Genomic DNA, 25656 nt, shown 5'->3' with positions numbered 1-25656 from the left:
CGCCCGCATGCGGGCCGCACCGCCGCAGGTCCGCCGGGAGGGCGTCCCGCCGGCTCACTTCTCGGCGATGTCCGTCAGCGGCAGCGGCCGGTTGAGGTTGGCCGGGGCGTTCCACTTCTGCAGCTCGGAGCTGTCGCAGACGGCCACCTTGGCCTTGCTGGTGCCGTCGCTGTGCGTGTCGGGCTGGAGCGTGTCGAGGTCGGTCGGCGTCAGGCAGTTCCCGTAGCCGTCCACGATGCGGTAGCTGGTGGTGTAGTCGCCGGTGTCGCCGTACACCTTCCAGGCGAGGTTGGCCGCCAGGGTGCCGGTGGCGGTGCAGGCGGCCAGCGTGACGTACTGGTTGGCGGCGGTGGAGGCGGGGCTGCGCAGGCAGTATCCCGCGCCCGCGTCGTTGACGGTGCGGATGCGGCCGGTGGCGGGGATCCCAGGGGTCGTGACCTTGGGGAACGACCACTTCTGGTTCCAGCGGACGTTGCCGTCGGGGGCCTGCTTGCAGAACCAGACGATCATGTAGGGCCGGGTCACGGTGAAGTCGGTGACGTCCAGGCACCGGCTGAACTGCCGGAAGTTCACGAGCTGCCCGGTGGGCACTCCCGCCATGCCGGTGCCGACGCCGGTCTGCGCGCGGAAGACCTGCTTGTTCAGGGTGGTGCCGCACGATCCCAGAATGACGCCCCCGGGCGCGCCCGGGTTCTTCAGGTTGAAGCAGAAGGAGTTCATGGTGACACCGTTGCCGGTGCCCTGGAAGTTCGAGTTGTCGTTGAGGCTCCACTGCTGCTGCGGCGTGCGGCCCTTGCACGGCTGGAACACCACGTTCGCCCCGGTCTTCTGCGGGGAACCCGCGTCGAGGCACATGCCCAGCGGCGCCTCCCCGGGCTTCTCGGGCTCCCCGGTCTCCGAGATCTCTCCGATCTCCGATCCCACCAGCTTGAGGCTCAGGTCCTCGGTGTAGACGAACCGCTGCCGGCTGGCGCCGGGCTGGCACCTCTGCATCTGGAGCAGGGTTCCCGCCGTGGGGGACGCGTCGGGGCCGGCGTCCATGCAGAGCTGCGGCGAGGCCGGCTGGGCGACGGGGATGGCCCCTCCGGCGATGTTCGCGTTGGTGGTCTGGAACGCGTAGGTGGCCTTGATCGTCCGGGTGCCCGCCGTACCGGCGGCGAAGGCGGCGTCCGGCGCCTCGGTGCCGGTGGACTCGATCAACGCGGTGGCCGGCACGTCCGTCGGGGCGCAGTCGAGCTTTTCGCCGGCGGCGTCACGATAGGTGATCTCCACCCGGTAGCGGGGGGAGTCCGTGCCGTCCTCGGAGAACAGGCCACCCGTCAGATCGCACGAGGGCAGCCGTTCCACCAGGCCGTTGCCGGCGGCGTCGGCGGCGGCGCGGATCTGCCCGACCGCGACGTCGATGCCGGCCTGGGCGGCGTGCAGTGCCCGGACGCGTTCGGAGACGGTGCGGGTGGCGGTCATCTGGTTGACCACCACCGGCACCAGCAGCGCGCTCAGCGAGATGCCGACCAGGGTGAGCAGCAGGGCCAGGGGCATGGAGCCCCGGTCGGAGGCGGTGCGGGGGAGGCCCCGCCGCGGGCGGCCGCCCCTCGGCGTGCGGGTCACGGCGGTCTCCCTCCGGCGCAGGGTACGGGTCACGACGACGGTCTTCCTTCGGTGCAGACGTTGGCGGCCGGGGTCTCCCGGGACGTGTTCAGCGCGGTGAACGTGACGTCGAGGTTCGAGGTGCGGGCGTGCTCCCCGGTGCCCACGCGGCTGGTCAGGTGCAGCTCCAGCCGGTGGAAGTCGGGCGTGAAGTCGGCTCCGGCGGTTCCCGCGCCGGAGCCGCCGTAGGGCCGGGACCCGGCGGGCCAGAACACGAAGGGGGCCTTCGCGGTCCCGCGCGGCGGGTCCTGGCGCAGGTCGTCGACCGCGATCTCCGAGGCCAGCGTCTCGCCGGGCCGGCCCTCCGCGGGCGGCGATCCGGGCGTCCACCGGACGAGCTGCAGGACCCCCCGGCTCAGGTCGAGCCGGAGCTGCCCGCACATCGCCCGCCCGGTCTGCGCCTGCCCGGTCTGCGCCTGCCCGGTCTGCGGGTTCCGCTCGACGGGCTCCACATAGGCGAACTCCACATACCGGTTGTCCCGGATCGGGGCGCTCGGCTGGGAGATCCAGGTGGCGTAGCGGATCTCCTTGTCGAGCCGCTGGAACGCCGTCTGTAGCTGGGACTGGGAGGCGGACAGGGCCTCGACGCCGTTGACGGCCCGGTAGACCTGGAGCACCCCGGTCGTGAAGATCACCATCATCACGCCCATGAGGGAGATGGAGACCATCACCTCGGTCAGCGAGAGGCCCGCGTCCCCGGCGGGCCGGGCCCGCCGGAGGCGTCCGGAGCGGGTCCGGCCCGGGAGCGGCCGCCGGGACCCGGCCCGGTCGGGATGCGGCTGCAGAGATCCGGTCCGGTCCGGGTACGGTGTCCCGCGCGTCGTCGGGCCCATCACCGCACCACCCAGGTGAACATCAGCGTCGCGACCTTGTTGGTGGAGTCCTCCACGCGCAGCGTGACGGTGTAGGTGCCCCGGGTGGTGGGCCTGCCGGTGATCCTCGCGTCCTGGTAGCCGACGGGGGTGAGCACGACCCCGGGCGGCAGCCCCTCCGCCGACCAGGTGTTGTAGCCGCTGTTGCTCCCGCCCTCGGCCTCGGCGGCCAGCGTGACCTGCACACCGGCCGTGCCGGTCCGGTCGGGGGCGGCCGGGTCCGGGAGCGTCACGCTGAGGTCGTTCGGCTGGCGCGGCCGGACCCGCCAGGGGAACGTGGTGGAGACCTCGTCGCCCGCGCTGTCCCTGACGTACACCGTGGTGAGGTACCGGGTGCCCTGCCAGGCGGTGCCGGAGATCTCACCCGTCGCCGGGTCGATCCGCAGGCCCTCGGGCAGGTTCTCGGCGCGCCAGGTGTACGGCCCGTCGCCGCCGGTGGCCCTGATCCGGACCCCGTCGACCTTGTCCCGGATGTAGTTCGCCCGGGCGTTCGCCTCGGCGAGCTCCAGCGTCAGGACCTTCCAGGTGAACGTCACCGCGTCGGTCTTCCCTCCCTTGTCGGCGACCTTCACGGTCACCGGCGTCGTTCCATGAGCGGTCGGGGTCCCGGAGACGCGACCCGTCGACGCGTCGATCGACAGGCCCGCGGGCAGGCCGGTGGCCGACCAGGTCAGTGCGGGCCGGCCCCCGGTCGCCGGCATCGCCAGCGAGACCGCCGTACCGGCCCGGGTCGCCTGGTCACCGGGGTCGGTGAGTGCGGGCAGGTCGAAGACCGTCCAGGTGAACTGGACGTTGTCGGTGTCCTGCTGCCGGTCCGTCACGGTGACGGTCACGGTGGAGGTCACGGGGGAGGTCCCGGGCGCGGTCGGACGACCGGTGACGAGGCCGCCGGTGGACATGCTCAGGCCGGCGGGCAGGCCGGTGGCCGACCAGGTCAGCGGGAGCCGTCCTCCGGTCGCGACGAGCTGCAGGCTCGCGTCGGTGCCGCGGTAGCCGTACTGGGCGCCGGGATCGGTCACCGAGGGCGGGGGCCGCTTGACGTTGAAGATCGGCTCACTGGTCGGGCTCATCAGGGTCGAGGTGACGTACACGCACTTCTCGGCGGCGCAGCCCTTGTGCCTCCACTCCACCGCGACCACGACACGGAAGAACGGCACGTCCGCGCTGGCGGGATCGGGATCGGGGACGCGGGGGTCGGGGTCGGTGCAGGCGCGCTCGGTGGCGGATCCGGCGAGGGGGGAGGCCTGCTGCCGGCAGCGGCCGACGTACCAGGTCCGGGTGTACTCCACGCCGTTGACCGAGACTCTCTCAGGCTCGGTCGGCAGCGGCGCGGAGGCGCCGTCGCCGAAGCCGGTGGGCAGGGCCGGGTCCCAGCCGGCCTTCGCCGACCCCAGGTGTCTCTGTACTTCCTGTGCGACGGGATCGGTTGTGTCGCGATTGGTTGCTTTGTTCCACCAGGCCATCACCCGGTCCTGCCCCCGTCCCGCGAGCAGCGCCGACCCCTTGAGGGCGCGCGCCCGCTCGATGCCGTCGCCGGCCAGCTGGACGGCGACCTGTTGGCTGCGCTGCTGGCTGGTGAAGGCCAGCGAGTTGGTGAAGAACACGGTCAGCGACGCCATGACGGTGCCGATCACCGCCATGGAGACCAGCACCTCCATCAAGGTGAAGCCCGCCTCGCCGTCACCGCGCACGGGCGCGGGCACGCGGCCGCGCACGGCGGCGGGGGCCGGCGGCGCGGTGCGCGCCCCGGCCGCCCGGCGGTCGGCTCGACCGGCTGGCATCACGCCTCCTGGGTTCCATCGTCTGGGGCCGTCCTCGAAGGACGGGCTACCTGTACCGATCGGCGACTGCGGGCCGCTGATTAGCGCTCACGGGGGATTTCCGGGCGGCGCCGCGTCGCGGGTCGTCACGCCGCTGTGTGCCGCCTCCATCTCGGGTCGCCGCGCCGCCGTGTGCCGCCTCCGTCGGCGAGCCGCTGCCATGCCGCTGCGTGCCGCCCACCGGGTCGCTACGAGCCGTTCCCGCCGGCGGCCGGGGGAGCGGCGGCCGGAGCCGGCTTCGCCCCGTCCGGCGGGGCGACGAAGATCTGCAGGTTGACCACGGTGTTCAGCGCGCCGCCCTCCGCGCCCTCTGTGTCCTCGTCGTCCGCTCCGCCGAGCGTGACGCTCTCGACGAGTACGGCCCGCGGCCGCACCCGCTGGATCTGGTCCAGGAACTCCTCCGTCTCGGCGGCGCCGCCGGTGACCGTCACGGCCACGGACAGGTGGTGCATCACGGCGTCGGTGCCTTCGAGCTTGGCGGGATCGCCGACGTTGACCCCCTGGAGGAAGACGCCCGCCGCCTCGCCCGCCTGCTGGAGCTGCTCCAGGAACTTCTCCGAGTCCGCCGTCGCGGGCAGCGCCTTGCGGGCCTCCGTCAGCTCGGACCGGTACCGCGGCAGGTCGGCGTTCTCCCGCTCCAGGTCGGCGAGCCTGCTGCGCAGGGTCGCCACCTGCGTCTGCGCGGTCTCGGCGTCCCCGTGGAGGCGGTCGGCCTCGGCCTTCTCCGGGCTGATGAGGAGGAACCAGCCGGCGACGAGCAGGACGGCGGCGGCGAGGACGCCGCCGATGATCCAGAGCCGGTCCGTGCGTCCCGAGAACATCAGTCCCCCTTCTTGGCGGTGTCCGCGGTGTCCGCGGTGTCGGCGGGGTCGGTGTACCGGCCGCCGAGGGCGGCTTCGGTGAGGTCGGTGCGTACGGCGAAGCCCACGCCGGACTCCTCCTCGCGCACGTCGGTGAGGAGCGGGTTGCCCAGGCCGGGTATCCCGCCGAGCGCGTCGACGTACTCGGTCACGGCCTGCTTGCCGCCGGCCGTGCCCGTGATGCTCAGCTCGCCGACCAGCTTCTCGCCCGAGGTGTTGAGCTGCTCGGAGCCGGCCGCCTCAGCGCCCCGCTCGTCGACCTTGCCGTTGACGCTGACGAGTTCCACTCCGGCGGGCGCGGCCTTGCGGACCGAGGAGAGTACGGTGGCCCACCGCAGGTCGTTCGCGAGCAGGGTGGAGAGCCGTGCCCCGATCGTCTCGGCCTGCGACCGGACGGTGACGAGGTCGGAGAACTCCCGCTGCTGCCGGATCAGGTCCTGCACGTCGGCCTGGGCGACGGCCACGGCGTCCTCGGCCTCCGCGGTCTGCTGGCGGGCGACGACGTACCAGCCGGCCAGCAGCATGGCGAACACGGCGAGGGCGGACAGGACGACCGCGCGGGCCCGGTGGCCCCGGCGCGCGGCCGTGATCTCCGGCGGGAGCAGGTCGGCCGCGATGGACAGCGGCCGGAACGGGTCCAGGACCGGCGCCCCGGACTCGGGCGGGGTGAGGGTGGTGGTCATCAGGCTGCTGCTCCCATGGCGAGTCCGATCGAGACCGCGGCGGCCGCGCGGAACCGGTCGAGGTTGTCGTGCTTGCCGCGGCGGCCCTGGCGGATGCGCACCGTGGGGTCGCCCGGCACCACGTCGATGCCGAGCTGCGCGTGCAGCATCTCCACCAGGCCGGGCATCAGGGAGCCGCCGCCGGACAGCACCATCCGGGTGACGCGGGTCGGCTTGCTGCCGGAGCCGAGGTAGGCGAAGGAGCTGCGGATCTCACCGATGAGGGGCCGTACGGCCTCGCGGATCACCGAGGCGGCGGCAGCGGCCTCCTCACCGTCCTGGTCCTCGCGCACGCCGATGCGGCACTTGAGCTCCTCGGCGGTCGGCACGTCGACGTTGAGCCGGGCGGCGACGGTCTCGGTGACCTCGGCGCCGCCGCGGGGGAGCGTGCGGACGATCAGCGGCACGCCGTCGGTGTGGGCGATGACGCTCGTCGACCGGGCGCCGATGTCGACGATGGCCTCCACCTGCGAGTCCAGGCGCGAGGCGGCGCGCAGCAGCGCGAAGGAGGCGAGGTCCACGCGGGCGACGTGCAGCCCGGCCTGCTCGACGGCCTGCACGGCGGTGAGCACGGCCTCCTTCGGGGCGGCGATCAGCAGCCCGCGCACGGTCTCCTGCGTTCCCGGGTCCTCCAGGGGGAAGAAGTCGAGCAGCGACCGCTCGACCGGGAGCGGGAGCGCGTCGCGCACCTGGAACGGCAGGGAGCGGCGCAGTTCGCGGGCCGGGAGGTTGCTCACCGACATCTCGCGGACCACGAGCTGGGGGTTGGCCACGCCGATCACGACCCTGCGGGTGCGGAACTTCGTCGCCGACCAGAGCCGCTTCAGCTCGGCGGTGACGGCCTTGGCGTCGTGGACGACCCCGCCCTGCACGGCGCCCGGCGGGAGCGGGACCATCCCGGAGTTCGTGATGACCGGGCCGTCCTTGCCGCGGGCGGTCTCCACCGCGCGGATCGACATCGAACCGATGTCCAGTCCGATGGGGTTGACGGTGGCCATCAGGTGCTCCTCGTCATCGAAGGCGGTCGGGGTCGGGCGGCGGGTCGCGGGGGTGCGGGGCCGGGGTCAGGCGGAGGGGAGGAGTAGGGCGCCGTACCAGGCGGCGATCGGTCCGGCGGCGAAGAGGGCGAGCAGGGCGCCGGCGAGCATGGCCGGGCCGAACGGCAGGGCGGTCTTGCGGCCGGCCCGGCCGGTGGCCAGCAGCGTCACCCCGGCGATCCCGCCGAGCAGGAAGGCGGCGAACGTGCCGATCACGACCGCGCTCCAGCCCAGCCAGCCCAGGTAGAGGCCGAGCAGTCCGGCGAGTTTCACGTCGCCGAAGCCCATGCCCCCCGGGTAGAACCAGGCGAGCGCGAAGTAGAAGGCGTACAGCGCGGCCATCGCGGCCAGGCCGCGCAGGGCGGCCGTCCAGCCGGGGCCGGCGAGTGCCGCGGGGAGCAGGAGCAGGGCGCCGACGGCGTACGACGGCAGGACGATCGCGTTCGGCAGCCGCTGCACGTCGAGGTCGATCATGGCGAGCGCCACCGCGACCGCGGCGAGGTAGAGGTAGGCGGGGAGTTCGGGCGTCGCCCCGAGCCGGGCGGCTACCGCGGCGAACAGCAGCGCGGTGGCCAGCTCGACCAGGGGGTAGCGGACGCTGATCGGCTCCCGGCAGGCGGCGCACCGGCCGCGCAGCGCGAGCCAGCTCAGCACCGGCACGTTCTGCCAGGGGCGGACGGGGGCGGAGCAGGCGGGGCAGTGCGAGCCGGGCCGCAGCAGCGACTCGGCCCGCGGCACCCGGTGGATGACCACGTTGAGGAAGGAGCCGACCAGCAGGCCGAGCAGGGCGGCCAGGGCGGGCACGAGCGCGTCCATCGGGGTCTCTCCTTCCTCGCGATGGGTTCACTACGGGGTCCGGCGGGGCGGCACGGTTGGAGTGCCGCCCCGCCGGATCGAATTAGGAGCCGAGGCAGCCCGCGACGTCCGTCGCGGTGGACGGCTTGACCGAACCGCCCGCAGCGCTCTTGTACTCGTACACCGCGTCCGTGCCGCCGTCGTTCTTGGCGCAGATGATGTAGCCCTCGCCCTCGCCGAGCTTCTTGTAGCCCAGCGTGGTGCCGGTCGAAACGGTCACCGGCTGCGCCGTGGTGCCCTCTCCGAAGGAGAAGTTCTTGTTGTCGGACGCGTCCTCCGGGTAGGAGTTGCTGTTCGTCGTGTAGTAGTTCTCCACGGCGGTGATGGCGCCTCGCACGTCGGACTGTGCGGCCTTGTCCGCCGCGCCCTTCTGGTAGTTCATGTACACCGGGATCGCGATGGCGACCAGGACGCCGATGATCACGACGACCACCAGCAGTTCGATGAGGGTGAAGCCGCGGTCGCCGTGCGCGCGCGTCTGCAGACGCCGGAGCGTTGCCTTCATGGTGAGACTCCTGTGAATCATTCTTTGGGATGGGGAGTGACGTCCCGGACGGTCGCCCTGACGCCGGTCCGGCCTCGCGGCCGGTCATTCCGTGGCGCGCACGGAAAGCCTGTGAGGGTCGTGCTAGCCCTGGATGTTCTGGTAGATCGTGAACATCGGCAGGTAGAGGCAGAGGACCATGCCGCCGACCACGACGCCCATGACGATGACCATGAGCGGCTCGATCGAGGCGGTCAGCGACTCCGCCGCCGTGTCGACCTCTCTGTCATAGAAATCGGCAACCTTGTCGAGCATCTGACTGATTTGCCCGCTCTCTTCGCCCACTTCAATCATCTGCGCGACCATCCGCGGGAAGACCGGGTGCTTGGCGAGCTGCGCCGACATGGGCAGGCCGTCGCGGACGGACGACTGCAGGTCCTTCGTCGCCTCGGAGATGACCGCGTTGCCCGTGGTGGCGCCGACGACCTCCAGCGCCTGCATCACCGGCACGCCGACCCCCAGCAGGACGCCGAGGTTGCGGGAGAACCGGCTGACGGCGATCTTCGCGAACAGCTTCCCGAAGACCGGCAGGCGCAGTTTCACCTTGTCGAACGCGAGCCGCAGCGCGGGTCTGCGTCCCAGCTCCCGCCGGAACAGGAAGACCGACCCCAGCACGACGCCGACGAACAGCGGGCCGGACCAGAGCAGGCTGTGGCTGGCGTCGACGAGGATCTGCGTCGGCAGCGGGAGCTCCCCGCCGAACTGGGCGAACATGCCCTCGAAGACCGGGACGATGAAGGCCAGCACGCCGGCCACGAGCACCCCGGTGAAGGCCAGGACGATGACCGGGTAGGTCATCGCGCCCTTGATCTTCCCGCGCAGGGAGGCGTCCTTCTCCAGGTTGACGGCGATGCGCTCCAGCGCGCCGTCGAGGAAGCCGCCCGCCTCGCCCGCCTTGACCATCGCGACCATGATCGCCGGGAAGACCTTGGGGTGCCTGCCGAGCGCCGAGGAGAGCGAGACGCCCGCCTCGATGTCCACCCGCACCTCGCTGATCGCCTTCTTCAGCGACGGTTTGGTCGCCTGGTCCTCCAGGACCGACAGCGAGCGCATCAGCGACATGCCGGAGGCGGTCATGGTCGCGAACTGGCGGGTGAAGACCGCCAGGTCCTTGAGCGTGGTACGGCCGCCGAGGCCGGGGATCGTGAGCTCCCGGCGCAGCAGCGAGCCGCCCTCGGAGATCGAGACGGGGACGAGGCCCTGCTGGCGGAGCTGCTGGGCCGCGGCCGCCTCGTTGGGGGCCTCGATGGTGCCCTTGGCCCGCTTGCCGCCGAGGTCGACGGTCTGGTACTCGAAGGTCTTGGTCACCGGCACGGGATCACGCCCATCCGACGAGGCGCCTGAAGTCATCCGCCGCGTGGCAGATGTCGAGCGCCTGCTCGAAGGTGACGAGTCCCTGGCGGACCCGCTCGGCCAGGTGCTGGTCGAACGAGAGCATGCCCTCCCCGCCCCCGGCCTGCATGAAGGACGGAATCTGGTGGCTCTTGCCCTCGCGGATCAGGTTGCGGATCGCGGGGGTGGCGACCATGATCTCCGCCACGACGGTGCGGCCGAGGCCGTCCGCCCGCGGCAGCAGGGTCTGGGTGACGACGCCCTGCAGGGCCGTGGACAGCTGCATGCGGATCTGCGCCTGCTGGTGCGGGGGGAAGATGTCGATCACGCGGTCGATCGTCTGCGCGGCGCTCTGCGTGTGCAGGGTGGCCAGGACCAGGTGACCGGTCTCCGCGGCGGACAGCGCCGTGGAGGTCGTCTCCAGGTCGCGCAGCTCGCCGACCAGGATGATGTCCGGGTCCTGGCGCAACGCGTGCTTGAGCGCGTCGGCGAACGACGCCGTGTCCGCGCCGACCTCGCGCTGGTTGACGATGCACATCTTGTGCTGGTGCAGGAACTCGATCGGGTCCTCGATGGTGACGATGTGGCCCGACCGGGTGCGGTTGGCCAGGTCGACCAGGGCGGCGAGGGTGGAGGTCTTGCCCGAGCCGGTAGGCCCGGTGACCAGCACCAGCCCGCGGGGCAGCTGGGCGAACCTGGCCACCGCCTCCGGCAGCCCCAGCTCCTCCAGCGGCTTGATCGTGTGCGGGATGGCGCGGAAGACCGCCCCGTGCGAGCCGCGCTGCCGGTAGAGGTTGGCGCGGAAGCGGGAGACGCCCTCGATGCTGTAGCCGACGTCGAACTCCTGGTGGCGTTCGAAGTGGCGCCACTGCTCCTCGCTCACCACCGTGCGCAGCAGCGCCGTCGTGTCACCCGGGGCGAGGGGCGGGTAACCCGGCAGCTGCCGCATCCGGCCGTCCACCCGGACGGTGGGCGGGACGCCCGCCGTCAGGTGCAGGTCGGAGCCGCCCTCGCGGACCAGGGCCACCAGCATCGCGTCGAGGTGCCCGCGCGCGCCGTCGAGGTCGCCCCCCGGCCGGCCGGGCGCCTGCACTGTCTCCATCGGAAATCTCCTTGCCGTACTGATGCCGGACTCTTCGGCCGGTGGTGCCCGGATCTGAGCCGGATCCGAGGGTCGTTCGTGTCCGGATCCGGGCCGGATCCGGGAGCCGTTCGTCTCCGGATCCGAGGGCGGTGCGTGCCCGGATCCGGGAGGGCGGGTGACCCGTGCGTCAGATCGCGACGCGCAGGACCTCCTGGATCGAGGTCTGGCCCGCGGCGGCCTTGGCCAGGCCGTCGGTGCGCAGCGCGAGCATGCCCTGGGCCTCGGCGGTCCGCTGCACCTCGCTCGCCGAGGCGTGCTGGACGGTGAGGCGCTCGATCTCCGGGGACATCGGCATGACCTCGTGCAGCGCGATCCGGCCGCGGTAGCCGGTGTTCGCGCAGTTGCGGCAGCCGGCCGGCCGCCAGAGCCGCTCCGGCAGGGCCAGGTCGCCGGTGGGCCACCGGGCGCCGGCCAGCTCGGCCTCGGTGGGGACGTACTCTTCCTTGCACCAGTCGCACAGCCTGCGCGCGAGCCGCTGGGCCAGCACGCAGTCGACGGACGAGCCGACGAGGAAGGGCTCGATGCCCATCTCCGTCAGGCGCACGACGGCGCTGGGCGCGTCGTTGGTGTGCAGGGTGGAGAGCACGAGGTGGCCGGTGAGGGCGGCCTCGACGGCGAGCTGGGCGGTGGTCCGGTCGCGGATCTCACCGATCAGCACGACGTCGGGGTCCGAGCGCAGGATCGCCGGCAGCACGGCCGCGAAGGTCAGCCCGGCCTTGTGGTCCACCTGCACCTGGTTGATGCCGGGCAGGCGGTACTCGACCGGGTCCTCGACGGTGATGATGTTGACGGTGGGCTTGCTGATCGCCGCGAGGGTGGCGTAGAGCGTGGTCGACTTGCCGGAGCCGGTCGGCCCGGTCACCAGCACCATGCCGTGCGGCTTGGTGAACGAGCCGGAGAAGCGGTGATGGTTGTCCTCGGTGAAGCCGAGACTGTCGAGCTTGAGGTTGATGCCGCCGGTGTCGAGGACGCGCAGCACGATCTTCTCGCCCCACACGGTGGGCAGGGTCGCGGTCCGCAGGTCGACCTTCCGGCCGTTGATCATGACGGTGATGCGGCCGTTCTGCGGGATCCGGCGCTCGGTGATGTCGACGTTCGACATGATCTTCAGACGGGAGATGAGGGCCGACTGCACGTGCCGGGGCACGGTGTCGACCTCGTGCAGCACGCCGTCGATGCGGTAGCGCACCCGCATGTCGTGCTCGGTCGGCTCCAGGTGAAGGTCCGAGGCGCGGTTCTGGATGCCCTGCTCCAGCAGCGAGTTGACGTACCGGACGATCGGCGCGTCCTCGTCGACGGAGTTCAGGTTCGAGACGGTCTCGGCCTGGTGCTCGGCGCGGAGCGTCTCGCCGAGGTCGCCGAGGTCGTTCTCCTCGCGCTTGAGCCGGTCCATGATGTGGCGCAGGTCGCTGCGAGCCACCACGACGGGGCGGACCGTCAGCCCGGTCGCCGCGCGCACGTCGTCGAGGGCCAGCACGTCGCCCGGGTCGGTGATGCCGACCGTGATCTCGTGCGTGTCCTCGTCCAGGGAGAGACCGAGGACGCGGTGCCGCAGCATCAGGGAGAGCGGGATCTTGGCCATCGCGGCCGGGTCGATCGGGTAGCCGACCAGGTCGACGCTCTTGATCCCGTACTCGATCGCCGAGGCCTCGGTGAGCTGCCCCTCGGTGACGATGTTGTCGTGGATCAGCACCGCGCGCAGGGAGCGCCCGGTGCGCTCGGCCTCCCCGGCCGCCCGCTCCAGCGCCTGCGGGTCGACCCCCAGCTGCTTCAGTGCGTTGAGCAGCGGCGAGAATAGCTGGTTCATTTCACCCCTAGCAGCGGCCTTCGCCGACTCGGTCCCCGTTACGGAAACCCCATCGGCCGTCGGGCGCGCCATCTGAGCCACTTCTGCGCGGTTCGATCCCTCTCCTCCGGTGGAGGCCGGCGCCGGACGAGCGCCGGACGGAGGCTTTTGGCGCGGCGGGGACCGGGTAGGGCTCCGGCGACGACCCCGGGCGACCCGATGAGGGAGGGCGCCCGGCAGGGGGTGAACGGCGATGTTCTTCGACCGTCATGACGCGGGGACGAGGCTGGCCGAACGGCTGAGGGGCCATGCCGGAGGCGCGGGCACGGTCGTGGTGGGGCTGCCGAGAGGCGGTGTCCCGGTGGCGTCCGAGGTGGCGCGGGTCCTGGACGCGCCGCTGGACGTGATCGTGGTGCGCAAGCTCGGCGTGCCCGTCCAGCCGGAGCTGGGCTTCGGCGCCATCGGGGAGGGCGGGGTGCGCGTCGTCAACGACGACGTGGTGCGGGCCGCGCGGCTCACCGGCGAGGAGATGGCCCGGGTGGAGGAGGCCGAGCGGGCCGAGCTGGAACGCCGGGCCCGCCGCTTCCGCGGTGACCGCCCTCCCGTGGCCCTGGAGGGTCGCACCGTGATCGTGGTGGACGACGGGATCGCCACCGGCGGTACGGCCCGCGCCGCCTGCCGGGTCGCCCGGGCGCACGGCGCCTCGCGGGTGGTGCTGGCGGTCCCGGTCGGGGCGCCGGAGGCGATCGAGAGCCTGCGCGGGGCCGCCGACGAGGTGGTGTGCCTGCTCGCTCCCGACGACCTGTTCGCCATCGGCGCCTGGTACCGCGACTTCGACCAGACCTCCGACGCGCAGGTGGTCGAACTGCTCCGGCGGGCCGCCTCCACGCACGCCGAGGCCTCCGGGGCGGGCGGGCCCGCAGGGGACGCGGTCGAGGCGGGTGGGTCCGGAAGGGACGCGACGAGGAGCGCGGCAGGGGAGAGCGCGGTGGGCAGGAGTGCGGCGCCGGGCGGGGACACGGCGGCGGAGAGCGGAGCCGGGGACCGGGTCCCCGCCTTCACCGCGGAGGTCCAGGCGGACGCCGGGGACGTCCGGCTGCCCGGCCGGCTGGCCGTACCGGACGCGGCCGCCGGGACGGTGGTCTTCGTGCACGGCAGCGGGAGCAGCCGGCACAGCCCGCGCAACCGCCAGGTCGCGACCGCCCTCTACCGCGCCGGCCTGGCCGTGCTCCTGTTCGACCTGCTCACCCCGGACGAGGAGCTCGACCGGGGCAACGTCTTCGACGTGCCCCTGCTGGCCGGCCGGCTCGGCCGGGTCACCGGCTGGCTGCGCGGGCACCAGGGGGTCCGGGGCCTCCGGACCGCCTACTTCGGGGCCAGCACCGGGGCCGCCGCGGCGCTGTGGGCGGCCGCCGAGCCGGGGGCCGACATCGCCGCCGTCGTCTCCCGGGGCGGCCGGCCCGACCTGGCCGGGCCCCGGCTGCCCGCCGTACGGGCCGCGACCCTGCTGATCGTCGGCGGGGACGACGAGGCGGTGCTGGAGCTCAACCGGGCGGCGCAGCGGCGGCTGCGCTGCGAGAGCAGCCTGCGGATCGTCCCCGGCGCCACCCACCTGTTCGAGGAGCCGGGCGCCCTGGAGACCGTCTCGGAGTTCGCCCGCGACTGGTTCACCGCACACCTGGCGCCGGTCGCGCGGCGGTGAGCCGCCCCGCGCGACCGGCGGATCCGCGTCGTCGCGCGCGGTCGCGGCCCTCCGGCGCGGAGCGGTCCGGCCCGGCGCCGTCAGGCCAGGACGCGGCCGACCACGCGGGCGTACATCCGCACCGGGCTGGCGGACGACGGCGGGCTGAGGAAGCCGGGGAGCATGGGGAGGTCCACGGCGAACCGCTGGAGCCGCTCGTAGAGCTCGTCGGCGCCGGCCGGGCGGCGGTCGGGGTCCTTCTCCAGCAGCTCCCCGATGAGCCGGTCCAGCCCGCCGGGCACGCCGGGGACGGGCGGCGGGCGCTCGTTGACCTGCCGCTCGAACACGGCGTACTCGGTGGGGCCGGTGAACAGCTGCCTGCCGGTCAGCATCTCGTGGATCACGCAGCCCAGCGCGTACAGGTCGCTGCGCGGGCCGGCCAGGCCGCGCTGGATCTGCTCGGGGGCCATGTAGGCGGGGGTGCCGAGCAGCTGGCCGACCCGGGTGAACCGGGTGGAGCCGGTCTCGCGGAACATCGCCAGGCCGAAGTCCAGGACCTTGACGCTCCCGTCGGGGCAGAGCATCAGGTTGGTCGGCTTGAGGTCGCGGTGGCAGATCGAGAGCGCGTGCGCGGCGGAGAGCACCGCGCAGGCCTGGGCGGCGATGGCGGCGGCCCACGGGACCGGGAGCGGGCCGTGCTCGCTGACCAGGTCGGCCACGGTGACGCCCTCGATGAACTGCATCACCTGGAACAGCCGCTGGTCGAAGGTGCCGAAGTCGTACAGCACGGGTGCGCCGGGATGCTCCAGCCGGGCCAGGATGCGGGCCTCGCGGAGGAATCGGCGCTGCAGCTCCTCGTCGGGACCGGTGTGCAGGCGCAGGAACTTGACGGCCACCCGCCGGTCGAGGTGCCTGTCATGGCCGGCGTAGACCGCGCCCATGCCTCCCTGCCCCAGGGGGAGGTCGTCGAGAACGTACCGGTCGCCGATGACCATGCGGCCCTCCCCGCGGACTCCCGGGACTCACACCCCTCGGTCGCACGGCCTCAGGTGGCCGTCGACCAGTCCGTCAAAGCTTAGCCTGATCAAGGTCTCTCCCCGTGCCGCCGTCTCACGGAGCCCGTCCTCCAGCGCGGTCAGCTCGCGGAAGGCCGCGCCGTACCGGCGCTGCTCGGTGATCGGCAGCATCGGCACCCGGGCCCGCCGCACGTCGAGCCGGCTGGAGCCGGGGTGGGCGGACCGCCCGGCGGAGCGCAGGCATCCGGCCAGGAAGTGGGGGTCGAGCCGGGAGGGGTCCACCCGGTAGAGGGTGAGCTGCGGTCCCAGCGCCGCGCCCGGCTCGGCGACCACCCGGACCGCGCCCAGGGCGGTGGCCACGACGTCGCCGGGCCTGACCATGACCAGCGCGGGGTCGAGCACGGTGCCCCCAGAGGGCGGCGCGCCCGCCGCGGCGTCCTCGGCGGTCAGGACCGGGACGGGCCCGGTGCCGGAGGCCATCCTCGGCGGGGCCGTCAGGACGGTGACCAGGCCGGCCTTGGCCAGCTCGCCGATCGTGGTGACCGGGAGGTCGTGGCGCTCGAGCGGCGGCTCCAGGGCGGGAGGCGCGTCCGCCAGCGTGGCGGAGGCCGCCCGGAACCGGTCCAGCGCGTCGGCGAAGTCGCGGGCGAAGTCCAGCGCGCCCTGCTGCGGGCGGTGCCGGGCGGGGGTCAGGTCGACCTCGTCGTCGAGCAGGTCGATGATCCGGATCGTACGGCCGGCGCCGGACGGCTCGGCCTCCGGGTCCTCGAGGTAGGCGCGCCAGGCGGGCTCCACCGCCGACAGGTCCTCGGCCGCGTCCACCAGCAGCAGGCGGGAGGGGGGCCGGCCCCCGTCGGGACGGCGCAGCAGCCACAGGTCGGGCCCGCCCGGGGCGAGGCTGACGACGGCCCGCAGGGCACCGGCCCGCAGCAGGTTGCCCCGGATGCGCTTGCCCGGGCGGCGTCCGGCCGCGGCGGCGGGCATCAGGATCGCCACCAGCCCTCCGGGCCGCACGTGGGCCAGGCAGTGCTGCACCCAGGCGAGCTCGGACTCGCCGCGGGGCGGCAGGCCGTACTCCCAGCGGGGGTCGCCGGTCAGCTCCTCGTAGCCCCACGCGCGCTCGTTGAACGGCGGGTCGCAGACCACCGCGTCGGCGAGTTCGCCGGCCAGCCGGTCCTCGCGGAGCGAGTCGCCGGCGGTGATCCGGGCGGGCGTGCCGCGCAGCAGCAGCCGGACCGCGGCGAGCCGGGCGTTCGTCTCGCTGAGCTCCTGGCCGATCGGCGTGCCCGCGGGCAGCAGGAGCGTGCCGACGCCGCAGGCCGGGTCCAGCACGGTGCCGCCGTCCGGGACGACCAGCCGGGTCATCAGCGCGGCCACGTCCTCCCTGGTCACCGCGAGCTGCCGGGAGTGGGCCTCGGCGTAGCGCTCGCAGAGGAACTCGAACGCCGCCAGCGGGCCGTCCGCCGCGGCCAGCCGGGCGACCAGCCGGAGCAGGGCGCGGTCACCGGGCGGCGGCTCGGCGGAGCCGGGCAGGTCGGCCGTGGCGGCCGCGACGCGCTCGGCGAGGGTCCGCCCGGGGAGAGGTTGCCCGGGGAGGGGCCGTCCGCCGTTCCCGCCGAGTACGGCGCGCTCACCGTCCCCGTCGTGCCCGTCGTCCCCGCTGTGCCCGTCGCGTCCCGGAGGGGGGCGCAGGCCGTACTCGTCCCAGGCGCCGGGCTCGCGGTGCAGGAAGAGCAGGAAGGCGCCGATCCGGCCCACCAGCCCGCCCAGCCGCAGGTCGTCGGCGGTGGTGCGGATCCGCTGCCAGACCAGGTCGCCGAGGGAGACCTCGAAGGGCTTGCCGTTGCCGCGCAGCCACGCGGCGACCTCGGAGAGGGAGAAGAGCGGGCTGGAGGCGGTGCCGCCGACCGGCTGCGGGAAGTCCTCGTGGCGGCGGCGCCAGTTGCTGACGGCGGCCCGTCCCACGTCGGCGAGCCGGGCGATGTCGCCCGCGTTGACGGTGATGTCCCGGCTCTCCTCCATAGGCAGTCAGAGTAGTTGACCAGGCTGAAACGGTCTACAACATCTTTGCTTGTGAAGTGCTTCAACCAGTGCTTTACTGCCCTCATGGCACAAAACGAAGGACTGGCACTGCGCTACGCCGCCCGCTCCGATGTCGGGGTCCGCCGCGAGTCCAACGAGGACTCGGGCTACGCCAGCGCCCGCCTGCTGGCCGTCGCCGACGGGATGGGCGGCCACGCGGGCGGAGAGGTCGCCAGCTCGCTCGCCGTCACCACCCTGGCCGCGCTGGACGAGCGCCTCCCGGTGACGGGCGCCGACCTGCAGGACGCACTCAAGGGCGTCGCCAGGGACGTCAACCACGCGCTGCGCGAGATGGCCGAGCGCGAGCCCGCGCTGCGCGGGATGGGCACCACCTTCACCGCCATGCTCTGGGACGGCGCCGCGTTCGCGCTGGCCCACGTCGGAGACTCCCGCGCCTACATGCTGCGCGACGGCGCCCTCTTCCAGATCACCCACGACCACACCCTCGTCCAGTCGCTGGTGGACGAGGGGCGGATCACCCCGGAGCAGGCGGCCGAGCACCCGCGCCGGTCGATGGTCCTGCGCGTGCTGGAGGGCACCGGCGACGGAGAGCTGGACCTGACCCTGCGCGAGGCCCGGCCGGGCGACCGCTACCTGCTCTGCTCCGACGGCCTGACCGCCGTGGTCGGCCCGGAGACCCTGTTCAACACCCTCACCGACGTCGGCGACCCCGACGAGGCCGCCCGTCTCCTGATCGACCTGGCCAACCGGGGCGGCGGTCCGGACAACATCACCTGCGTCATCGCCGACTTCGGCCCCCACCCGGCCTCCGCGGAGCGCCTCGTCGTCGGCGCCGCGGCCGAACGCAGACTGACCCCCTGACCCCGGTTCTCAGGGCTCCGGCGCGAGCCGCTCGGCGGCCTGCCCGATGGCGGTGCTGACCCGGTCGGCGAGCAGGCCGACGGCGCCGACGGCCCGGGTCACCGCGTCGTCCTCGCTGCCGCCGAGGGCCCGGGCGCGCACGTACGCGGCCTTCACCTCGGCCCACCGCCCGGCCTGCTCCGGGGTGAGCCGCCCCCGGAGCTCGGCCAGCTTGAGCAGGTTGGCCTCGGCACCGGAGGTGAGGGTCTGCGCCTCGCCGAGATAGTGGTCGTCGATGACGGCCTCCAGTTCGGCGTCGTTCATCACCGGCACGATCCGGGCGGCGAGCTTGGCCATGTTCCGGTAGGACCCCTGCAGCCGGAACGGCGGCTCGGTCCGCGCGTCGTCGGACTGGGCGGCCGAGGCGATGTAGGCCCGGTTGACGGCCAGCACCACCCGCTGCACCTGGAGCAGCCGCCGCAGCACGGCGAGGACCTGCTCCAGCTCGACCGGGGAGTAGGGGTGGGCGAGCCGGTCGGCGCGGACGGCGGGGTCGCCCTGCGCCAGCCGTACCAGCAGGCGGACGTCGTCGCGGTCGCGGGTGGACAGCGGCGCCAGGACCGGGTTGGAGGTCAGCGCGTTGTCCACGTAGCTCAGCGCGAACAGCTCCTCCCGGCCCGAGAGCACGTCGCCGAGGTTCCAGACGTCGGCGCGGTTGGCGAGCATGTCGGGGATGCGGAACCGCTTGCCGGACTCGGTGTACGGGTTGCCCGCCATGCAGACCGCGAAGCGCTTGCCGCGCAGGTCGTAGGTGCGGCTCCGGCCGTTCCAGACCCCCTCCATGCGGCGCTGGCCGTCGCAGAGCGAGATGAACTTCTGCAGCAGCTCGGGGGAGGTGTGCTGGATGTCGTCGAGGTAGAGCAGGACGTTGCCGCCCATCTCCAGCGCGAGGTTGATCTTCTCGACCTCCTGGCGGGAGGTCGCGTCGGGGGCCTCGGCCGGGTCCACCGAGGTGACGCGGTGGCCCAGCGCCGGGCCGTTGACCTTCACGAAGACCAGGCCCAGGCGGCCGGCGACGTACTCCATCAGGGTCGTCTTGCCGTAACCGGGCGGGGAGACGAGCAGCAGCAGTCCCATCTGGTCGGTCCGCTTGGCGTCGCCGCTCGCGCCCAGCTGCTTGGCCAGGTTGTCGCCGATGAGCGGCAGGTAGACCTCGTCGAGCAGCTGGTTGCGGACGAACGAGCTCATCACCTTCGGCCGGTACTCCTCCAGCCGCAGGCGCGCCCGCTCGGCGGCGACCAGCTCGTTGCGCCGCCGCAGGTACTCCCGGTAGGCGGGGACGCGGTGGGTCCTGAAGCGCCGGGTCCTGGCGAGGAACTCGTCCAGGCGCACCTCCAGCCGCCGCCCGGTGACGCGCGGGTGCGCGCCGAGCAGGCCCTCGGCGGTCGCGGTCAGCGCCGCCGACGAGTCGTGGCGGGGCAGTTCGCACAGGAGTACGGCCAGCGCCTCGGGCAGCTCGGGGGAGCGCTCGAACGCCTCCAGCCACGCCCCCGCCAGCCGCACGCGGGCGGGCAGGTCCCCGGCCAGGGCGCGCAGGTCGTCCTCGAACTCCGCGCGGGCCGGGCCCAGCGCCCGGTCGAAGCGCTCCAGCAGCCTCCGGGCCCCGGCGCTCGTCACGAACCCGGCGGGCGCGCCCGCCAGCTCCTCGAACAGGTACTCCCCGGCGAGCCCGGCGAGGTCGTCCCGGACCTCCGGCCCCTCCCCGCCGTCCGCGCCGCCGCCGTCCAGGGCACCTGCGGCGCCGGTGCCGTTCAGACCGCCGGTGCCGTCCGGGGCGCTCGCGCCGCCGGTGCCGGGCGTGCCGTCCAGACGGGCCATGAAGGCCGCGACGGCGGAGCCCAGGGCGCGGCAGGTCTCCTCCACCGCCTCCACCCGCCCGAACCGGGCGCGGGCCCGCGCCAGCGAGACCGCCTTGGTGCTCCAGGAGGCGCGTGCGGCCTCGTCGGTGCCGAAGGCCCAGAAGAACTGGGCGGCGGCGCGGGCGGCCGGGGGATAGCGCAGCAACCCCGCGCCCGCGTGCAGCCGGAGCACGACGTCCAGGATCGCCGCGGCGTCGTGGTCGTGCACGCCCCGCTCGTAACCCTCGTCGTAGCGGCTCTCCGCGACCCGCCGGACGATCCCGAGCAGCCCGCCCTCGGCCACCGCCGCCTCGTGCAGCGCGTCCAGCGAGACCGCGGAGCCGCCGTGCCCGGAGGTGTCGTCCCCGGAGGTGTCGTTCCTGGAAGCGCCGTTCCCGAAGGTGCCGTTCCCGGAAGCGCCCGCGGCCGGTGCGCCCGCCTCGGCGGCGGCCAGGATCGAGGCGGCCAGGTGCTCGCCCCGGTAGACCTCCGGCGACTCCGAGACCAGCAGCTGGGACCAGAACGGCCGGGTCGCGGCGAACGCCGGGTCGGTGACGGGGGAGCGGTAGTCGGTACCGGTGACCGCGAACGCCATCGCCTCGCCGTGCGGGACCAGCGTCAGGTCGGCTGCCTGGGTGTTGACCGCGAAGCGGTGCCGGCCCAGCCTGATGGTCTCGCCGCCGTCGCTGTAGAGGTCGAGGCGGTCGCGCAGGGCGCGGCCGGCCTCCTGGCGGGCGGACTTGACCCGCCCCTCCAGCTCCTCGGCGCGGACCGCCTCGTCCAGCTCGCGCAGCTCCCCGGCGACCGCGTGCAGCTTGGTCACCATCGGGTCGGAGGCGAAGTAGGTGTTGATCTCGTCGACCGAGCCGAGCGAGGCCGCCCGGCGCCGCACGCTGGACAGGATCCGGTCGGCCGACTCGGCCAGCCGGCCGGCCCGGCGGGCCCGCTCGTCCAGCAGGGCCTGCCGCCGGGAGGAGAACGCCTCGTAGACGTTCTCGCGCTCGGCGCCCAGCCGGGCCAGGAAGTCGTCGAACTCGGCGAAGCGCGACTCCAGGTTCTCCAGCCGGAGCATCAGCCGGCCGAGCTGCTCGTCGCACCGGTCGGGGGTGTCGGCCATCGCGAGGGCGCCGGTGACCGCCTGCCCCAGCAGGGCGAACTCGGCGGCGAAGGCGGCGCGGCCCTCGGTCGCCAGCAGCTCGCGCCGGCGCGCCTCCAGGGTGGCCCGGGCCCGGTTGACCCCGCCGAGGACCTCGCCGATCCGCTCCAGGATGCCGGTGCGCGCCCCCGCGTCGGCGATGTCCAGCGTGCCGACCACCTCGATCACGGTCTCCAGGCCCCGCGACTGCGCGGCCAGGCGCTCGCCCACGCCCGCCGCCTCGGCCGTGCCGGTGATGGCCCCGGCCTCCTCGACCAGCCGTTCGACCTCGGCGTGGTAGCCGGCGAAGGCGTCCTCGCCGCGCAGGAAGCCGACCGCGCGCTGCGCCGTGTCGTCGAGCGCGGCCGCCAGTCCGGCGTCCAGCCGGTCGATCCGGCCGGTGTCGGCGTAGCGCAGCTCGCGCAGGGTCACCAGGTGGCCCTGCGCCTGGCGGAGCCCGGCCAGCCGGGTGACCCACTCGGTGGCGGAGCGGGCCGCCTCGCCGCGGGCCCGCCGCACGAGGGAGGAGATCTCCTCCTCGGCGGCGTCCAGCGCCGCCGCGGCCTGCCCGGTGAGCGAGCGGACCTTCTCGAACTCGTCCAGCACCTGCTCGGCGGTGGCCCGGACGTCGGCCAGCGGCCCGCGCAGCCCGTGGTCGCCCAGCCAGTGGTAGTGGTCGGCCACGCGCGTGCAGGCCGCGATCAGCGCCTCGAAGACGGCGTCCGACGGCGCCATCTCCTCGACCATGCGCGCCACCGACAGGCAGTCGGAGATGCCGCGCACCAGCTCCGCGTTGCCGATCCGCTCCAGCGGCCCGGTCCCGACCGGCTGCGCGGCGGCGTAGACGTCGGAGGTGAACGGCGTCTGCCACACCTGCATCGGGTGCACCCGGGTCGGCTCGTCCGAGGTCGCCCGGAACACCACCAGCGTGCCGTCGTCGAACAGCGAGTAGCCGTGGCAGGGGATCGGCGTCGCCACCTGCTTGCGGATCACGTTGTACGGCAGCAGCAGCGACCGGCCCTCGGCCCGGGCGTAGAACACGTAGAGCACGTCCTCGCCGTTGGCCGAGCGGACGACCCGCTCGAACTCCAGGTCGGTGACGTCGGTGTCGAAGGTCTTGCTGACCCCGGTGGACAGGTAGTAGCCGCCGGGGAAGATGATGCCCTGGTCCTCGGGGAGCCGCCGGCAGGCCTGGCCGATGCCGTCCAGCCGTACGACGTCCCTGGTCCGGGTGTTGAAGACCAGGTGCCGCCAGACGGACTCGTTGTAGGGCCGGATGCGCAGCAGGATCAGCGGGCCGATCCTGGCGTGCTGCACGTCGGCGTCGGCGAGGCTCTGCAGCGGTTCGTCGACGGGCTCCCGGTAGATCCCCTCGCCGGTCTCCGTGTTGTTCTCGATCTTGATGGTGAGGTCGCCGCCGACGGTCTCGACGAACACCTCCCCCTGGATCGAGATGTGCGGGTGGCGGCCGAGTACGTGGTCGTCGCGGGTGGCGGCGGTCCACTCGAAGTCGTGCGAGGCGGGGAAGACGTGGTCGCGCTCGCCCCGGTCGTCGACGTAGGCGAGCGAGCCGTCCGCGCCGACCTGCCAGCGCAGCACCCGGATGTCCTTCGGGCCGGTCTGGAAGACGGCCAGCAGCCTGCCCTCGACCCGGCGGAGCTGGACCAGCCGGGTCTCCCGGTAGTACCGGTAGAGCTCGGCGAAGTCCCGCTCGAACTGCGGGTGGCGGAAGAGCCGTTCGGCGTCGGCGTCGGTGCCGAAGCCGACGGCGTCGCCGTCCCGGCTGAAGCGGTGCAGCGAGAAGACGTCCGCGACGGTCGTCTCCGGCCTGAGCCCGATGAATACGTTGTAGCCGAACAGCATCAGGTCGCCGATCGACACGATGTCGCGGGGCACGCAGTTGTTCTCGGTGCGGATGCGCTCGGTGCCGATCAGGCGGAGCTCGGCCCCGCCGAAGACGTCCAGACGCCGGGCGTTGAGCTCCTCGGACCGCCGGGCCAGCTCGGCCGCCTGCTCGGCGAGCCGGGCGCGGAGCACCTCGTAGGTGCCCGCGTCCAGCGTCCGGCCCGCCGCGCTCTCCGTACCCGCCGTACCCGCCGAGCCCGCCGTGTCCTCCATGTTCCCTGTGCTCCCCGCGCTCCCCGCGCTCCCGGTCCCGTCCGGGGTCTCGGTGACGGTCACGTCCGGTGTCACTCCCGGCCCGCGTCGGCGACCGGACCGTTCACCGTGAGATCGGCGCGGTCGGCGAGGTCGGCGACCGCGACGGCCGGCACGGCGGCGGTGGTCGTCACCGGCGGCACGGCGGCCGCGGACGCCACCGGCGCCACCGGCGGCGCGGTGACCGTCGGCGCCGCGCCGCCCGCGGTGCCGAGCAGTTCGCGCAGCCGGGCGCCCTCGGAGCCGCCCTCGTTCATCAGCTTGACCAGCAGCGCCGAGACCGACAGGTCCCGCACGTCGCCGCTGCCCAGCGAGCCGAGGATCCGGGTCAGGTCGGCGGGCAGGCTCTGCGACCCGTCGAGGTACGGCCCGGCGAGCGCGCGGGCGACGTCGGAGTGCTCCACGAAGCCGTCGACGGTCTTGCCCATGGTGACCGAGCCGACCAGCTTGTCGAAGAACACGCTGTCGCCGCCGACGATGTCGATGTTGGCCTTCTCCAGCCCGGCGGCGAGCACCATCGCCTGCGCCTCGGCGAGCTTGACCTGGGAGGTGACGCCGGCCAGGCGGATCTCCTTCTCCATGTCGAGGCGGAGGCGGTACTCCTCGTGGCCCCGGCTCGCGTCGTCCAGCGCGGCCATCGCCGCCGCCTTCTCGGTGAGGCCCTCGGCCTCGGCCTTCAGCCGCTCGCCGATCCGGGCCGCCTCGGCCAGCGCCTTGGCCTGCTCGCCCTCGGCCTCCGCCTTGAGCTTCTCGCGCACCGAGGTGGCGACGGCGTGCGCCCTGGCCTGCTCGCCCTCGGCGGCGGCCAGCGCCTTCTCCCGCTCGACCGCGGCCTCGGCCCGGCCGACCTTCTCGATCGCGGCGGCGTTGCGCTCGGCGACCTGCACCTCGGCCAGGCCCTCGGCGGCGGCCTCGGCCTGCACGCCCTCGGCCAGGCGGATCTTGGCGCGGGCGTCGAGCTCGGCGGCCTGCTGGCGCGCCTCGGCCAGCACCAGGGCCTCGCGGGCCTTGTGCTTGGACGCGGCCTCGGCGGCCTCGGCGGCCTTGATGTCCTTGACCAGGTTCTCCTGGGCCTCGGCCTCCGCCTGGATGATCACGGCCTGACGGGTCCGCTCGGCCTCCTCGACCACCCGCAGGCGCTTGATGCTCTCCTCCTGCTCGGCGACCGTCTTCTCGACCGCGATGCGCTCCCGGACCACCTCGGCGATCGAGCGCTTCTCACCCTCGACCTCCTTGTCCTTGGAGATGCGGGAGAGCTCGGTCTCGCGCTCGCGGGAGATGACCTCCAGCATGCGGTCCTTCTCGATCCGCTCGCTCTCGATGGCGATGACCCGCTCGCGGTTCTTGGCCGCGACCGCGATCTCCCGGGCCTGGTTCTCCTGCTGGATGCCGAGCTGCTCCTGGGTGCGCAGGTCCGCGGCCTGGGCCTTGAGCCGCTCCTCGGCGCGGACCCGGGCGATCTCCGCCTCCTCGCGGGCGCGCATGGTCTCGACCTCGCGCTTCTGCTTGATCTCCGCGTCGGCCTGGCGGCGTTCCAGCTCCAGGATGGCCTCCCGCGCGTCCACGTTCTGGCGGGTGATCTCCTTCTCCTCGTGCCGCTGGAACTCGTTGGTCCGCACGTGCTCGATCGCGGTCAGCTCGGTGATCTTCCGGATGCCCTGGGCGTCGAGGATGTTGGCCGGGTCGAGCTTGCTCAGCGGGGTCTGCTCCAGGTAGTCGATCGCCGCGTCCTCCAGGCTGTAACCGTTCAGATCGGTGCCGATGACCTGGATGATCTGGTCGCGGAACCGGTCGCGCTGGGTGTACAGGTCGACGAAGTCGAGCTGCTTGCCGACCGTCTTCAGCGCCTCGGAGAACTTGGCGTTGAACAGCTCCTGCAGCGTCTCGGCGTCGCTGGCGCGGGCGGTGCCGATCGCCTGGGCGACCTTCACCACGTCCTCGACGGTCTTGTTGACCCGGACGAAGAAGGTGATCTTGATGTCCGCCCGGATGTTGTCCCGGCAGATCAGGCCCTCGTTGCCGGAGCGCTCGATCTCGATGGTCTTCACCGAGATGTCCATGAACTCGGCCTTGTGCAGCACGGGCAGGACGACCGCGCCGGTGAAGGTGACGTCGACCTTGTTGACCTTCGAGACGATCAGGGCCCTGCCCTGTTCGACCTTGTGGAAAAGGCGCGTGATCATGAATATCACGCCGATGGCGACGAGCAGCACGACGGCCAGGAGCACGCCGAAACCGGTGGAGATGACGTCCATGGACTCCCTCGT

Annotated in this window: 17 protein-coding genes; 2 read left to right on the top strand and 15 right to left on the bottom strand. The window is 73.2% G+C overall.

Translation table 11 applies throughout. The annotated features are described in order from the left end of the window. Nucleotides 1-54: 54 nt before the first annotated feature. The 11 genes from IEZ07_RS07925 to IEZ07_RS07875 all read right to left on the bottom strand — a co-directional run bounded on the left by IEZ07_RS07925 (nt 55) and on the right by IEZ07_RS07875 (nt 12640). Nucleotides 55-1608, bottom strand: coding sequence for a ricin-type beta-trefoil lectin domain protein (locus tag IEZ07_RS07925; protein WP_191894162.1), 1554 nt, complete (start codon nt 1606-1608; stop codon nt 55-57). Between the two features lie 29 nt (nt 1609-1637). Beyond that, nucleotides 1638-2480, bottom strand: coding sequence for a PulJ/GspJ family protein (locus IEZ07_RS07920; protein WP_191894161.1), 843 nt, complete (start codon nt 2478-2480; stop codon nt 1638-1640). After that, complete coding sequence (locus IEZ07_RS07915) at nt 2480-4300, bottom strand: putative Ig domain-containing protein (RefSeq protein WP_191894160.1); 1821 nt, start codon at nt 4298-4300, stop codon at nt 2480-2482. The genes IEZ07_RS07920 and IEZ07_RS07915 overlap by 1 nt, the downstream gene beginning before the upstream one ends. 227 nt (nt 4301-4527) lie before the next feature. After that, nucleotides 4528-5160 carry a type IV pilus inner membrane component PilO gene (locus IEZ07_RS07910; RefSeq protein WP_191894159.1) on the bottom strand — a complete coding sequence of 211 codons (633 nt, stop codon included), beginning with the start codon at nt 5158-5160 and terminating at the stop codon, nt 4528-4530. Next, nucleotides 5160-5882 (bottom strand): PilN family protein, encoded by a 723-nt coding sequence (locus IEZ07_RS07905; RefSeq protein ID WP_191894158.1) that lies wholly within the window; start codon nt 5880-5882, stop codon nt 5160-5162. Before IEZ07_RS07905 ends, IEZ07_RS07910 begins: the two co-directional genes overlap by 1 nt. Then, nucleotides 5882-6919, bottom strand: coding sequence for a type IV pilus assembly protein PilM (gene pilM / locus IEZ07_RS07900; protein WP_191894157.1), 1038 nt, complete (start codon nt 6917-6919; stop codon nt 5882-5884). The genes IEZ07_RS07905 and pilM overlap by 1 nt, the downstream gene beginning before the upstream one ends. A 66-nt stretch (nt 6920-6985) precedes the next feature. Then, nucleotides 6986-7774, bottom strand: a complete 789-nt coding sequence (locus tag IEZ07_RS07895; RefSeq protein WP_189235187.1) for a prepilin peptidase — start codon at nt 7772-7774, stop codon at nt 6986-6988. 82 nt (nt 7775-7856) lie between these two features. Further along, the gene (locus IEZ07_RS36170; protein ID WP_191894156.1) at nt 7857-8318 is read right to left on the bottom strand and encodes a prepilin-type N-terminal cleavage/methylation domain-containing protein; all 462 of its coding nucleotides are present in this window, start codon (nt 8316-8318) and stop codon (nt 7857-7859) included. Between the two features lie 123 nt (nt 8319-8441). Further along, on the bottom strand, nt 8442-9665 hold the full coding sequence (locus tag IEZ07_RS07885; RefSeq protein WP_204054307.1) for a type II secretion system F family protein: 1224 nt from the start codon (nt 9663-9665) through the stop codon (nt 8442-8444). Between the two features lie 10 nt (nt 9666-9675). After that, the gene (locus IEZ07_RS07880; protein ID WP_275413786.1) at nt 9676-10791 is read right to left on the bottom strand and encodes a type IV pilus twitching motility protein PilT; all 1116 of its coding nucleotides are present in this window, start codon (nt 10789-10791) and stop codon (nt 9676-9678) included. A gap of 169 nt (nt 10792-10960) precedes the next feature. Beyond that, on the bottom strand, nt 10961-12640 hold the full coding sequence (locus IEZ07_RS07875) for a GspE/PulE family protein (RefSeq protein ID WP_191894154.1): 1680 nt from the start codon (nt 12638-12640) through the stop codon (nt 10961-10963). A 232-nt stretch (nt 12641-12872) separates the two neighbouring features. Here IEZ07_RS07875 and IEZ07_RS07870 point away from each other — a divergent pair, with 232 nt between their 5' ends. Further along, on the top strand, nt 12873-14321 hold the full coding sequence (locus IEZ07_RS07870; protein WP_191894153.1) for a phosphoribosyltransferase family protein: 1449 nt from the start codon (nt 12873-12875) through the stop codon (nt 14319-14321). An 80-nt stretch (nt 14322-14401) separates the two neighbouring features. Here IEZ07_RS07870 and IEZ07_RS07865 read toward each other — a convergent pair whose 3' ends face one another. Then, nucleotides 14402-15295, bottom strand: a complete 894-nt coding sequence (locus tag IEZ07_RS07865) for a serine/threonine-protein kinase (RefSeq protein ID WP_191894152.1) — start codon at nt 15293-15295, stop codon at nt 14402-14404. A gap of 27 nt (nt 15296-15322) precedes the next feature. After that, on the bottom strand, nt 15323-17338 hold the full coding sequence (locus tag IEZ07_RS07860; protein ID WP_191894151.1) for an N-6 DNA methylase: 2016 nt from the start codon (nt 17336-17338) through the stop codon (nt 15323-15325). Nucleotides 17339-17422: 84 nt separating this feature from the next. Between IEZ07_RS07860 and IEZ07_RS07855 the strand changes: the two genes are divergently transcribed. Further along, complete coding sequence (locus IEZ07_RS07855) at nt 17423-18220, top strand: PP2C family protein-serine/threonine phosphatase (RefSeq protein WP_191894150.1); 798 nt, start codon at nt 17423-17425, stop codon at nt 18218-18220. 9 nt (nt 18221-18229) lie between these two features. Here IEZ07_RS07855 and IEZ07_RS07850 read toward each other — a convergent pair whose 3' ends face one another. Together IEZ07_RS07850 and IEZ07_RS07845 are read right to left on the bottom strand one after the other, a co-directional pair. Beyond that, the gene (locus tag IEZ07_RS07850; protein WP_191894335.1) at nt 18230-23350 is read right to left on the bottom strand and encodes a DNA repair ATPase; all 5121 of its coding nucleotides are present in this window, start codon (nt 23348-23350) and stop codon (nt 18230-18232) included. A 71-nt stretch (nt 23351-23421) separates the two neighbouring features. After that, the gene (locus IEZ07_RS07845) at nt 23422-25644 is read right to left on the bottom strand and encodes a flotillin family protein (RefSeq protein ID WP_239319668.1); all 2223 of its coding nucleotides are present in this window, start codon (nt 25642-25644) and stop codon (nt 23422-23424) included. Nucleotides 25645-25656: the final 12 nt, after the last annotated feature.

Origin of the sequence: Planomonospora parontospora (assembly GCA_014647935.1) — a bacterium.
Lineage (GTDB): Bacteria > Actinomycetota > Actinomycetes > Streptosporangiales > Streptosporangiaceae > Planomonospora > Planomonospora parontospora.
Note: the sequence above shows the minus strand (reverse complement) of the source record. Positions and strands in the feature narration are given on the sequence as shown.